Annotated in this window: 12 protein-coding genes; 10 read left to right on the top strand and 2 right to left on the bottom strand. The window is 54.6% G+C overall.

Annotation, left to right across the window (positions count from 1 at the left end; all coding sequences use genetic code 11):
* Positions 1-17 precede the first annotated feature (17 nt).
* The 10 genes from BFP90_RS10500 to BFP90_RS10455 all read left to right on the top strand — a co-directional run bounded on the left by BFP90_RS10500 (position 18) and on the right by BFP90_RS10455 (position 10,994).
* Positions 18-1,229, top strand: coding sequence for a glycosyltransferase family 4 protein (locus BFP90_RS10500; protein WP_065896614.1), 1,212 nt, complete (start codon positions 18-20; stop codon positions 1,227-1,229).
* Between the two features lies 1 nt (position 1,230).
* Positions 1,231-2,469, top strand: coding sequence for a glycosyltransferase family 4 protein (locus BFP90_RS10495; protein ID WP_065896613.1), 1,239 nt, complete (start codon positions 1,231-1,233; stop codon positions 2,467-2,469).
* A gap of 9 nt (positions 2,470-2,478) precedes the next feature.
* Positions 2,479-3,336, top strand: a complete 858-nt coding sequence (locus tag BFP90_RS10490; protein WP_065896612.1) for a dTDP-4-dehydrorhamnose reductase family protein — start codon at positions 2,479-2,481, stop codon at positions 3,334-3,336.
* Positions 3,337-3,352: 16 nt separating this feature from the next.
* Positions 3,353-4,363, top strand: coding sequence for a polysaccharide biosynthesis protein (locus tag BFP90_RS10485; RefSeq protein WP_065886424.1), 1,011 nt, complete (start codon positions 3,353-3,355; stop codon positions 4,361-4,363).
* A complete protein-coding gene (wecB, locus tag BFP90_RS10480; protein ID WP_057722891.1) occupies positions 4,356-5,483 on the top strand; it encodes a non-hydrolyzing UDP-N-acetylglucosamine 2-epimerase in 1,128 nt (375 codons plus the stop codon). Before BFP90_RS10485 ends, wecB begins: the two co-directional genes overlap by 8 nt.
* A gap of 14 nt (positions 5,484-5,497) precedes the next feature.
* Entirely contained in the window at positions 5,498-6,457 is a 960-nt protein-coding gene (locus BFP90_RS10475; RefSeq protein WP_083203211.1) for a UDP-glucose 4-epimerase family protein, read from the top strand.
* Positions 6,454-7,482 carry an MraY family glycosyltransferase gene (locus BFP90_RS10470; RefSeq protein WP_065896610.1) on the top strand — a complete coding sequence of 343 codons (1,029 nt, stop codon included), beginning with the start codon at positions 6,454-6,456 and terminating at the stop codon, positions 7,480-7,482. Before BFP90_RS10475 ends, BFP90_RS10470 begins: the two co-directional genes overlap by 4 nt.
* A gap of 92 nt (positions 7,483-7,574) precedes the next feature.
* Complete coding sequence (locus tag BFP90_RS10465) at positions 7,575-9,569, top strand: polysaccharide biosynthesis protein (RefSeq protein WP_065893594.1); 1,995 nt, start codon at positions 7,575-7,577, stop codon at positions 9,567-9,569.
* Between the two features lie 111 nt (positions 9,570-9,680).
* Positions 9,681-10,013, top strand: coding sequence for a ComEA family DNA-binding protein (locus tag BFP90_RS10460; protein WP_065893595.1), 333 nt, complete (start codon positions 9,681-9,683; stop codon positions 10,011-10,013).
* A 132-nt stretch (positions 10,014-10,145) separates the two neighbouring features.
* On the top strand, positions 10,146-10,994 hold the full coding sequence (locus BFP90_RS10455) for an urea carboxylase-associated family protein (protein ID WP_065896609.1): 849 nt from the start codon (positions 10,146-10,148) through the stop codon (positions 10,992-10,994).
* A 9-nt stretch (positions 10,995-11,003) separates the two neighbouring features.
* On the opposite strand, the gene BFP90_RS10450 is transcribed toward BFP90_RS10455, so the two are convergent.
* On the bottom strand, positions 11,004-11,171 hold the full coding sequence (locus BFP90_RS10450; protein WP_003172675.1) for a DUF2897 family protein: 168 nt from the start codon (positions 11,169-11,171) through the stop codon (positions 11,004-11,006).
* Between the two features lie 111 nt (positions 11,172-11,282).
* Entirely contained in the window at positions 11,283-12,647 is a 1,365-nt protein-coding gene (eat, locus tag BFP90_RS10445) for an ethanolamine permease (RefSeq protein ID WP_065896608.1), read from the bottom strand.
* Between the last annotated feature and the right edge of the window lie 337 nt (positions 12,648-12,984).

Below are 12,984 nucleotides of genomic sequence, written 5' to 3'. Positions count from 1 at the left end.
TTGTGGTTAAGGGGTGTATGAAAAACATATTGTTTGTAATGGGAGGGCTCGCTATTGGCGGGGTTGAGACATACGTGGTCAGACTGGCCAAATATCTCAAGCTGGCCGGGCATTCCGTTACCGTAACTTTACTGTCCGATAAGTATGATCAGGGGCTGTTTACCGAACTCTCCCAGCACGCGACGGTTAATATTGTCGAGCATGTTCCTTTCCTGTCTGCTTCCAGTTGGGTCAATGCACTGTTGCCGGCAAAGGCGGATACTACGAAGTACGACATCGTTCATGTCGTGGATGTGCTGACGTTGGCCTATGTTTGTTTAAATAGAGATCAGCTGGATTTTAAATTCGTCAGTGTAGGTATTTATCACTCCAAGGAAATAGCCTGGTGGCGCGGTCGTTATATCTACTTCAGAAAAAAGATGCTGGAACTGTATGATCGCAATGTTCAGCTCACGTTATTTCCCAACGAAAGAACGGCTGAGATGGCTGCCGAATTCAGTGGTTCCGACGTGTCGAGCCTGGATATTCTACCGTTGGGTATTTCTTTTGAAAGCTACAGTGCGCGCCAGCCGCTCCAATCGTCCTTGCGTATAGTTTCCGTCGGTCGTTTGGTTGACTTCAAGATCTACAATCGCCATGTCATCTCGCAGCTGGCTGAGCTTCGCAAACTCGCCGATTTTGAGTACTTCATATATGGCGATGGCCCTGAGCGCAGCGCGCTGGTTGCATTGGCTCAGTCGCACGGCGTTCAGGCCCACGTGCATTTTTGTGGTGAGGTAGATTACGCCGAACTGCCTTCTATCCTGGATGGGGCGTTTTGCTTTGTAGGGTCGGGGACGACGATTATCGAAGCCTCGGCGGCTGGTATTCCCTCTGTCGTCGGCATTGAGTCGATTGAGAAACCGCTCACGTGTGGTCTGTTTTCGGACGTTGTGGGATATTCCTATAACGAAGAGTCCGCGACCACCAACCGCGTGGGGATTTTTGATACCATTGCAGCGCTGCACGTGATGAGCCCTTCCGAGTACATGCAGGTTTCCGAGCGTCACCGGACGAAGGCCAAGCTTTTTGACATACGGGAAACCTCTGCTCAGTTTGTAGAGAAATCCAATCGCGCCCCTCGTTTCGATATTAAAATTAACCGGTGGGTTGCGATGGTTTCATTCATTAAATCTGTGATTTTTTTGGGGCCTAAAGCGCTCAAATCCAGATTCGATAGTGTGGACTGACATGTCTCTAACTATAGCAATCGTTACTCAGTATTTTTATCCTGAGAGTTTTATCATCAATGATATTGTTGAAGAGCTGGCGTCGCTTGGCCATACCGTAGAAGTATTTACGGGGCAACCTAATTATCCGGACGGTAATACCTACGAAGGCTATGAGAGCGATTCGTGCAGCGAGCACCTTTATAAAGACTCGATAAAGGTCCATCGTGCACCGTTAAGGCCACGTCGTGCAGGCGGTGCCAAGAATCTGATCCTTAACTACCTGTCATTTGTAGTTAATGGCATCAAGCATTTTCCAAAGCAAAATGCGGGAAAAAAATTCGACGCTATCATTGTGTTCGCCGTGTCTCCCATCACTGCTGCGATCCCCGCAATCGTATTGAAACGCTCTACGAATGCGCACCTGATGATCTGGGTGCAGGATTTGTGGCCCGAAACGCTGAAAGCAACCGGGTTTATAAAGAACCACTGGGCGCTGAAAGCGGTGGGTGTGCTGGTTCGGTTCATATATGCCAAGGCAGATACCGTATTGGTACAGTCTGAAGCATTTATATCGTCTGCCGAAAAGTACGTGGACAGAAGCAAGCTTGTTTATTATCCCAACTCCTATCGGCTGTCACCCGCGCCGCCAGCAGGCGCCGTCAGTGTTTTACCTGATGAAATCAATCAGCTGCTAACCTCCAATTTTTGCATCGTGTTTGCTGGCAATCTCGGATTTGCGCAATCTTTGGAAACTATCGTCGATGCGGCGAAAGCCCTGACTCACCTTGGTTGCAAGATCGTGGTGGTTGGCAGTGGTAGCCGTCTTGAATGGATGAATGAGCAAAAGCGTCTGCATGCGCTGCACAACCTGGAGTTGGTGGGGCGTTTGCCATCTGAATCAATGCCGGAATTATTCTCCAAGAGTGAAGTCCTGTTGGTGACGCTCAAAAAGGACGAAATATTCACCCTGACCATTCCCAGCAAAGTCCAGGCCTATATGGCAGCAGGCAAGCCCATCTTGGCCGCCCTTGACGGCGAGGGTGCGAGAGTCGTGCAGTTGGCGGGCGCCGGCCTTTGCTCTCCCGCAGGTGACGCGGCTGCGCTGGCGAGTAACATCGAAGAAATTTATCGCAGCGAGCCCGAAAAAAGAAGCGCCTACGGGGCCGCAGGGTATCGCTTTTTCTGTGATAATTACGAAATGAAAAGCCAATGCCACCGGTTGGTCGAAATTATTCAAGATCGAATTAAAAATACCTAGAGATCCAATATGAAAATTTTAGTGCTGGGTGTGACAGGGATGCTCGGAAGTGCTGTTTTCAAGTACATCGCCAGCCATACCTCACATAGTGTGTTTGGCACCATGCGTGGTAGAGGGGGGCGTAAGTACTTCGATGAAAAGTACGCAGAAAACTTCTATTCCGATGTTGATGTCCTGGACTACGAAACCTTGGTCGGTGTCTTCGAGCAGGCACGTCCGGACGTCGTTATCAACTGCGTGGGCTTGATCAAGCAGTTAGCCCAGGCCAAGGACCCGCTGTCGACGTTGCCGCTCAACTCGATGCTGCCGCATCGCCTGTCGAAGTTGTGCGCGCTTATTGGCGCCCGGCTTGTCCATGTCAGTACCGACTGCGTCTTTACAGGCGAGAAGGGAATGTATTTGGAGTCTGATATTTCAGACGCAGTCGACTTGTACGGAAAGTCCAAGTTTATTGGTGAAATTCAAGACCAACCTCACGCCATCACCTTGCGCACCTCAATCATCGGCCATGAGCTGGCAAGCAGTGCTTCGCTGGTTGACTGGTTCCTTTCCCAGGAAGGTGCCGTAAAAGGTTTTACGAAAGCCATATTCTCGGGTGTGCCGACCTCAGAACTCGCTCGCATCATCACCGATTTCGTGATTCCCAATCCGCAGCTGTTCGGTCTCTATCATGTTTCCGCTGAGCCTATCGATAAATTCACGTTGCTGAATGAAATCGCGAAGATTTATGAAAAGAAAATCGACATTGTGCCGGATGACCATCTAGCTATTGATCGTTCTCTGGACTCTACGCGATTCCGCCAGGCAGTGGGCTACGTTCCGCCTGCTTGGCCAGACCTTATTCAATTTATGCGCGCTCAGCGATAATTAGGAGATTTTACAGATGTTCGATAATAAAGTTTTGATGATTACCGGCGGTACCGGTTCGTTTGGTAACACCGTGCTGAAACGGTTTCTCGATACCGATGTTAAAGAAATCCGTGTGTTCAGCCGTGACGAAAAGAAACAGGAAGACATGCGCATTGCGCTGGGTAACGACAAGGTAAAGTTTTACATCGGTGATGTGCGTGACTATGCCAGCATTTCCCAGGCGATGGTCGGGGTCAATTACATCTTTCACGCCGCTGCGCTCAAGCAGGTTCCCTCCTGCGAGTTCTATCCTATGGAAGCGGTCAAAACCAACGTGATGGGCACGGAAAACGTGCTGAACGCGGCGATCGCCAACAATGTAGAACGCGTAGTGGTTCTAAGCACGGATAAAGCCGTCTACCCAATCAATGCGATGGGTATTTCCAAAGCCATGGCGGAAAAGCTGGTCGTTGCCAAGTCCCGGATGATCCCGCAAAACGGTCCTGTCATTTGTTCCACGCGCTACGGCAACGTTATGGCTTCCCGAGGTTCGGTGATCCCCCTGTTCATCAATCAGTTGAAGCAGGGCGGCGAACTGACGGTAACTGACCCCAACATGACCCGTTTCCTCATGTCCCTGGAAGATTCGGTTGATTTGGTTTTGCATGCTTTTGAATATGCCGAACAAGGCGATATTTTCGTACAAAAGGCGCCTGCATCGACCGTCGAAGATTTGGCTCAAGCGCTCAAAGAGCTGTTCAAGTGCATGAACTCGATCAAGGTGATCGGCACGCGTCACGGCGAGAAGCTTTACGAGTCGTTGATTTCTCGCGAAGAAATGGCCAAGGCAGAAGACATGGGCCGTTACTACCGGATCCCTGCGGACAATCGCGACCTGAACTATGAGAAATATTTCGTAGAGGGTGAAACGCATATTTCGGAGTTGGACGACTACACATCACACAATACTGAACGCCTGGACGTTGAGGGTGTTAAAGCGCTGCTGATGAAGTTGGAGTTTGTTCGGGAGCAACTCAATGCTTAAAGTCATGACCCTGGTGGGCACTCGGCCGGAACTCATCAAAATGAGCCGCGTGATCGCAGAACTGGACAAACAGACCCACCATATTTTGGTGCATTCCGGTCAGAACTACGATTATGAGCTTAACCAGGTATTTTTTGATGACCTGGATATTCGCAAGCCCGACCATTTCCTGGGCGCCGTAGGTGATACTGCGGCCCAGACGATCGCTCAGGTTATCGCTAAATCGGATGAGTTGTTCGAGTCGGAAAAGCCGGATGCACTCCTGCTCTACGGGGATACCAATACCTGTCTGGCTGTCATTTCTGCCAAGCGCAGAAAAATCCCGGTTTTCCATATGGAAGCGGGTAACCGTTGCTTCGACCAGCGCGTGCCCGAGGAGCTGAATCGCAAGGTTCTCGACCACCTCAGCGATATAAACATGGTGCTGACCGAACACGCCCGTCGCTATCTGCTGGATGAGGGCGTACGCCCGGAAACGATCATCAAGACCGGGTCGCACATGGCAGAAGTCCTGGACTTCTACATGCCCAAGATCCAAGCGTCCGATGTACTGGCTCGCGAAGGGCTGACCTCCGGTGGCTTCTTTATTGTCAGCACGCATCGTGAAGAGAACGTAGATACCCCGGATAATCTTCGGGATCTGATTGGCTCGCTGAAGGCACTGGCCGACGAGTACAAGCTGCCTATTATTGTTTCCACACACCCAAGGACGCGTAAGCGCCTTGAAGCATTGGGTGAGTCGCTTGACCATCCACTGATTCGCTTCGTTAAGCCGTTCGGTCTGCTCGACTACATCAAGTTGCAGATGGAAGCGTTTTGCATTCTGTCCGACAGCGGCACCATCACTGAAGAAGCGTCTTTGCTGAACCTGCCGGCGGTGACGATTCGCAACGCTCACGAGCGGCCAGAAGGCATGGATGAGGGCACGCTTATCATGTGTGGCCTGACGACTGATCGCGTGCTCAACGCTGTCAGGGTCGTGACCAGCCAGCATGTACGTGGCGAACGAGTGATGTCGGTGGTAGGCGATTATTTGGGGGGCGCCGTCTCCAAAAAAGTCGTGCGCATTGTGCACAGCTATACCGATTATATTAATCGCACCGTTTGGTCTAAATCCTAAACAAGGAGTTTGGTGTGCGCATATTTGTGACTGGGGCATCTGGATTTGTTGGTAGCCGGTTGGTCCAAGTGTTATCCGCTCGTACAGATGTTCAGGTCACGGTTGCCGTCAGAGACCCCGGTTTTTCCTGTCCTGGCGCCGATCAAGTGGTTCAATTCGACGACCTGTCGAGCGCTGATTTTTCGGGCGTTCTGACCGGGGTTGAGGCGGTTGTTCATTGCGCGGCCCGCGTTCATGTGATGAACGATTCCGAGGCCGATCCGCTTGAAGCCTTTCGCCGCGTCAATGTCCAGGGCACCCTGGCCCTGGCGCATCAGGCGGCGCAGGCTGGTGTGCGACGCTTTGTGTTCCTCAGTTCAATCAAGGTCAACGGTGAAGGCACGGTCTCGGGCGCGCCTTATACCGCCGATCAGCCGCCGGCACCGTCGGACCCTTACGGCATATCGAAGATGGAGGCCGAACAGGGTCTCCTGGAATTGGCTGCAACGACAGGGATGGACGTGGTGATCATCCGTCCGGTGTTGGTTTATGGCCCGGGTGTAAAGGCCAACTTCCTGAGCATGATGCGTTGGCTGCACAAAGGTGTGCCATTGCCTTTCGGCGCCATCCATAACGCGCGCAGTCTGGTCGCGCTGGATAACCTGGTTGATCTTTCGATTACCTGCATCACTCATCCAGCCGCCGCCAACCAGGTATTCATGGTCAGTGATGGCGAGGATCTTTCAACCACTGTTTTATTACGCAAAATGGCGTCCGCGCTGGGCAAACCTGCGCGTCTTCTTCCCGTTCCGGCCTCGTTGCTCAGTGTGGCCGCAATTACCCTGGGCAAACGCAGTCTGTCCCAACGGTTGTGCGGTTCCTTGCAGGTCGATATTGGGAAGACGCGTGCCCTTTTAGGCTGGACGCCTCCGCTGTCGGTTGATGAGGCGCTCAAGGTCACTGCGTCTGCTTATATGGAAAGTCAAAACACATGAGTTATTGGTGGATCGTTCCGGTTGTTGCGTTTGTCTCGTTTGTCATGACCGCTGTGCTTAGGCGCTATGCGTTATCTCGAAGCATCATTGATATACCGAACGCACGGAGTTCACATTCTGTTCCTACGCCAAGGGGCGGCGGGGTAGCCATTGTATTGGCCTTTCTTGCGGTACTCCCGCTGGTCGGGTGGCTGGACCTGGTCCCGTGGCCTTCGCTCGTCGCAGCAGGCGGCGCCGGAGTGGTAATAGCGGTCCTGGGCTTTATGGATGACCATGGGCACATTGCCGCTCGCTGGCGTTTGGCAGGGCATTTTGCAGCGGCGGCATGGGCGTTGTTCTGGATCAACGGACTGGCCCCGCTGAACATATTCGGATGGGCCCTGGATCTGGGCCTTGCGGGTAATGTGCTGGCGGCTGTCTATATCGTCTGGATGCTCAATCTCTACAATTTCATGGATGGAATTGACGGTATCGCCAGCGTGGAAGCGATTTGCGCCTGCCTGGGCGCCTGTTTGCTTTACGTATTGGGCGGTCACCCGCAGATGATCTGGCTGCCTTTATTGCTGGCAGCGGCAGTGGGGGCATTTCTGGTTTGGAATTTTCCACCGGCCAAGATTTTCATGGGGGATGCCGGTAGCGGTTTCCTGGGGATTACCTTGGCCTTCTTCTCACTGCAGGCAGCCTGGGTCAAATCGGATTTTTTCTGGGCATGGTTGATTTTGCTCGGCGTCTTCGTCGTCGACGCGACCTGCACGCTTGTTCGTCGCTTGGTAAGGGGTGATAAGGTTTACGAAGCACATCGCAGTCATGCTTATCAATTTGCCTCGCGCAAATATGGCAAGCACCTGCCAGTGACCATGGCCGTTGCTGCCATCAACGTTTTTTGGCTTTTGCCTATTGCGGCGGGTGTAGTCTTGAGCGGATGGGATGGCACATGGGCTTTGGTTGTTGCCTACTTGCCGTTGGTCGCGCTGGCGATAAAGTTTCATGCCGGCGAGCTCGAGATGATGGTCGCGCAGAAGTAAAGGTTATCGTAGTCGGTCAGCGAGTCCTGAAAAGCCCGTGGATGGCTTTGCAGTATTAGGCATTGGAATGTACAGAGGTGTTCGAAGGGGTTATGGATAAGTTACGGGCGTTCTTAGTCGGTTTGCCTCGACGCAAAAAGCGGCTGATTCAGGTCAGTACCGATGTAATGGTGGTCTGGGCTGCATTGTGGCTTGCTTTCGTCGTACGTCTGGGCGTCGATGAAATGGCTAATCCAATCATCGCTCACCTTTGGCTGTTTATTGCCGCACCTGTCGTGGCGATACCCCTGTTCATTCGTTTCGGTATGTACCGAGCGGTGATGCGGTATTTCGGTAACGATGCGCTGATTGCGATTATCAAGGCGGTCAGTCTTTCATCGCTGATTCTCGGCGTGGTCGTATATTGGTACAGCAATCACCAGAATGTGGTCCCGCGCTCGATCATTTTCAACTATTGGTGGCTCAGCCTGATCATGGTCGGCGGCCTGCGTCTGGCGATGCGCCAATACTTCCTGGGTGACTGGTTTACGGCGGCTCAGCACGTTCCGTTCACTAGCCGGGAAGATGGTCTGCCGCGCGTTGCTATTTATGGCGCGGGCGCAGCCGGCAACCAATTGGTCGCGGCGTTGAGGATGGGCAGGGTGATGCGCCCTGTCGCGTTTATCGACGATGATGAAAGCATCACTGATCGCGTCATTTCGGGTCTGCAGGTGTACAAGGCCAAACATATCCAGCGAATGATCGATACCACTGGCGCCCAGGAAATACTGTTGGCCATCCCTTCCTCCAACCGTGGGCGTCGCCGTGAAATCCTCGGTTTCCTCGAAGGCTTCCCGCTCCACGTACGAAGCGTTCCGGGTTTCATGGACCTGGCCAGCGGTCGCGTCAAGGTCGATGACATCCAGGAAGTCGACATCGCCGACTTGCTGGGTCGCGACACGGTGCCTGCACAGGACGAGCTCCTGGAACACTGCATCAAGGGCCAGACTGTTCTGGTCACTGGCGCAGGCGGTTCGATCGGTTCCGAGTTGTGCCGGCAGATTCTGGCGTTGCGTCCAACGACGCTGCTGTTGTTCGAACACAGTGAGTTCAATCTCTACAGCATCCTGTCGGAACTTGAGCAGCGCGTGGTCCGTGAGTCGTTGCCCGTCAAGTTATTGCCCATCCTTGGTTCTGTGCGTAACCCGTCCAAACTGCTGGATGTGATGAAAACCTGGCGCGTGGATACGGTTTATCATGCTGCAGCGTACAAGCATGTACCGATGGTTGAGCACAACATCGCAGAAGGTGTGCTGAACAACGTCATCGGGACGTTGAATACTGCCCAGGCCGCCCTTCAAGTTGGTGTTTCCAACTTTGTTCTGATCTCTACGGACAAAGCCGTGCGCCCGACCAATGTCATGGGCAGTACCAAGCGTTTGGCCGAACTGACCCTGCAGGCGCTCAGTCGTGAACTGGCTCCCGTATTGTTCGGTGACAAGTCGAATGTCTCCCGCGTCAACAAGACCCGTTTCACGATGGTTCGTTTCGGCAATGTACTGGGTTCTTCGGGCTCGGTGATTCCGCTCTTTCACAAGCAGATCAAGTCTGGCGGCCCATTGACGGTCACCCATCCGAAGATCACGCGTTACTTCATGACGATCCCTGAAGCGGCGCAGTTGGTGATTCAGGCAGGCTCCATGGGCCTGGGCGGTGATGTGTTTGTGCTGGACATGGGCGAGCCGGTGAAGATTGTCGAGCTGGCCGAAAAAATGATTCATCTGTCCGGCTTGAGCGTGCGTTCCGAAAAGAATCCCCATGGCGATATTGCCATCGAATTCTCCGGCTTGCGTCCCGGCGAAAAGCTTTACGAAGAGTTGCTGATTGGCGACAACGTCGTCGCGACCCAACACCCGATGATCATGAGTGCCAACGAAGATTATCTGTCATGGGAAGTCCTCAAGGGCAAGCTCACTGAGTTGCTTGCAGCGGTGGATGAAGACGATTACACCCGTGTCCGCCAGCTTCTGCGCGACACGGTCAGCGGCTATGCGCCTGACGGCGAAATCGTTGACTGGATCTATCAGCAACGTCGCCTGGAGCCGTGAGTTAACACCCTGTTACTCAACCGCTTTTGACACCCTCCAACCATCGCCTAAGTTAGAAAAGCAGCTTCGGAAAAGCTGCTTTTCTCTTACCGATGTCATGGAGCGTCACCGATGCAAAACACCTACGTTTCCTCCCTTGTCTTTGCCTTCCTCGCCAGCCTCTCTGTCGCCACCACCGCAGCCCCATCCGTCAAACCTGAAGCCCCAACCCCCATCTCCGCGCAAATGATCAAAGCCGAGCAATCCGCCAAGGTCAACCTCAACGCGGCCGATGCTGAAACCCTGCGCCGCGATTTGTTCGGTATCGGCGCCGCCAAGGCGAAAGCGATCGTTGCTTTTCGCGAAAGCAATGGCCCGTTCACTGCGGTGGATGAGTTGCTGGAGGTAAAGGGTATTGGCAAGGCCCTGCTGGAGAAGAATCGCGACAGGTTGATTATCAACTGAAGAACGTAGCCACGAAGGCCGATCATTGATCGGCCTTTTAGCCTGTGTGTTTCTAGCCCAGTCCTGGCATGAAATGTGGTTACCTCAAGATTATCGATTGTTCGACAGTCACCCTTGATGGAGGATCGCCCCATGTACAAAGACTATCCGGCCGCCTACCAAGTCAGCAAAGGCTCGGCATTACAGGTGGATACGGCGTTCTACGAGCGCATCCGGGATCGCCGGGACCAGCGCACGCTGGTCGAACAGTTCGAGGTGCCTATCCGCACGGGCAGGGCATGGAAAGTCCCTGCCGGGCATGTCTTCCGCGTGACCACTCCGGTGGGTCCGCAGGTGGGGGATTTCAACGTGTGGAACGCCAATGATCCGCGCGAGCGCCTCTGGGCAGCTCGCACCCGGCAACTTCAAGGTGCCCATGTCAGCACCCACGACCGTTTGTGGTCGAACCTTCCGTTCCTGCGGCCACTGGTGACCATTACCGATGACAGCCTGGCAGGCTACGGCATCGATGAACATGGCGGGCGCCTGCATGATTTGCTTGGCACGCGCTGCGATCCTTATGTGAACCGTATGCTCACCGGTGAGGACTTTCATCATCATTGCCATTCGAACCTGACTCGCGCGGTATTGCCCCACGGTCTGACGGAATTCGATGTGCACGACGTGCTGAATATTTTTCAGTGCACCGGGCTCAATCACGATGACATGTACTTTATGAAAGCCTGTCCGGCACAGAAGGGCGATTACCTGGAGTTTTTTGCCGAGATTGATTTGCTGTGCGCGCTGTCGACGTGTCCGGGTGGGGATTTGTCACTGCCGATGTGGGGGCCGGACGCGCAGGACCCGTTGACGGTGTGTCGTCCGTTGGGCGTCGAGATCTACCAATTGGAGGAGGGGTTGCTTGAAGGCTGGAGCCAGCCCGAGCGTGCTGCCTATAAAGGGCAGCACGGGTTGCAGATTGCCAAGGCGGCTTGGGGGTAACCCCAAGGCTCAACGATCCTGGGCATCCTTGGCATCCGCCTGCGCATTGCGCTCGGCCACGCGTTTGCGTTGTTCGTCGGTGAGTTCCACTTTGTTGGCGCTGTCGCGCAGCATCATCAATCCACCGACTATCGATCCGATCGCAACTACCATAATCAACCACGCATACCACGGCATAAGGCTCTCCTTGAGGCAGGTTGCCGGGGGAGAATTTTCCCACGGTAATAACTGCTTTGAGTTACGGGCGTTCTGAGTAGTTCAGTGTAGGCCCGTTCTGCCTCACAAGTCTTATAGCCCGGTCAACATCGCATCTGCCGGCGCATCGGCGCGGTCTTGGGCGGTCAGTTGGAAGTAGATGAAGCCCACGGCCATGAAGCCAAGGAAGATCAACCCGATCAGTGTATTGAACCAGGCCATCGCCACCAGGCACACCACGGCCAGTACCAGCGCGATGCCCGGTACGATGGGGTAGCCCGGTGCACGGAAAGTCCGCTCCAGCAGCGGTTCGGTTTTGCGCAATTTGAACAGGCTGAGCATGCTCATGATGTACATGACGATGGCGCCGAACACCGCCATGGTGATCATCGCAGCGGTCAGGGTCATGCCGCCCAGGTTGATCAGGCCGTCGCTGTAGATGGCCGCGATGCCGACCACGCCGCCGGCGATGATGGCGCGGTGAGGTGTCTGAAATCGCGACAGTTTGGCCAGGAAAGGCGGCAGGTAACCGGCGCGCGCCAGGGCGAAGAACTGGCGCGAGTAGCCGAGGATGATGCCGTGGAAACTTGCCACCAGGCCGAACAGGCCGATCCAAACGAGCATGTGCAACCAGCCGGAGCTTTCGCCGACCACGGTTTTCATGGCCTGGGGCAGCGGGTCGTTGATGTTTGACAGGGTGCGCCAGTCGCCCACGCCGCCCGCGAAGAACATCACGCCCATGGCCAGGATTACCAGGGTGAGGATGCCGCTGATGTAGGCTTTTGGAATGGTGCGCTTGGGATCTTTCGCTTCTTCGGCGGCCATGGCCGCGCCTTCGATGGCGAGGAAGAACCAGATGGCGAAGGGGATCGCGGCGAACATGCCGGCAATCGCCGGGGCACCGAAGGTGTCGGAACCGGCCCAGCCGTTCAGGGCGAAGTTGCTGAAGCTGAAGGCGGGCGCCACCACGCCCATGAACACCAGCAGCTCAGCGACGGCGAGCACGCACACCACCAGTTCGAAGGTGGCGGCGAGTTTCACGCCGAGGATGTTCAGGCCCATGAACACGATGTAGGCGCCGACGGCGGCGTGTTTCGGGTCCAGCGCTGGAAACTGCACGTTGAGGTAGGCGCCGATGGCCAGGGCGATCGCGGGTGGCGCGAAGACAAACTCGATCAGGGTTGCCAGGCCGGCGATCAAGCCGCCTTTTTCACCGAAGGCGCGGCGTCTGTAGGCAAAGGGGCCGCCGGCGTGGGGAATCGCCGTGGTCAGTTCGGTGAAGCTGAAGATGAAGCAGGTGTACATCGCGGCGACCATCAATGAGGTCACCAGAAATCCCAGTGTGCCGGCCACACCCCAGCCATAGCTCCAGCCGAAGTACTCGCCGGAAATCACCAGCCCGACAGCGATGCCCCATAGATGCAGGGTGCCCAAGGTGGGTTTGAGTTGTGTGTTCATTGTGAGGAGTTCCCTGAACGGTTGGAATGATTCAGGGTGTTGCAGTGGGCATGCCAGCCTGAGAATCATTGTCGTAAAGCGATGCAACTGTCGTGTGGAAGATGGTTTGGCGTTTGAAAATTCTCATCATTGCACCAGGCAGGTGCAGCCCTGCCTGGACTGCCGCCATCGCGGGCAAGCCCGGCTCCCACAGTGGACCGCATTCCAGTATGGGAGTGGGCTTCCCCGCGATGAACATAGGTATCTACACAACTCTGTATCGCTCACCCGTAACCACGATGCGAAGCGAGCCGCTCTTGATCTTGATCTGCTTTTGATCTCAGGCGCCCCGTTAAAC

The sequence above is a fragment of the Pseudomonas sp. 24 E 13 genome (assembly GCF_900004715.1).
Classification (GTDB): Bacteria; Pseudomonadota; Gammaproteobacteria; order Pseudomonadales; family Pseudomonadaceae; genus Aquipseudomonas; species Aquipseudomonas orientalis_A.
Note: the sequence above shows the minus strand (reverse complement) of the source record. Positions and strands in the feature narration are given on the sequence as shown.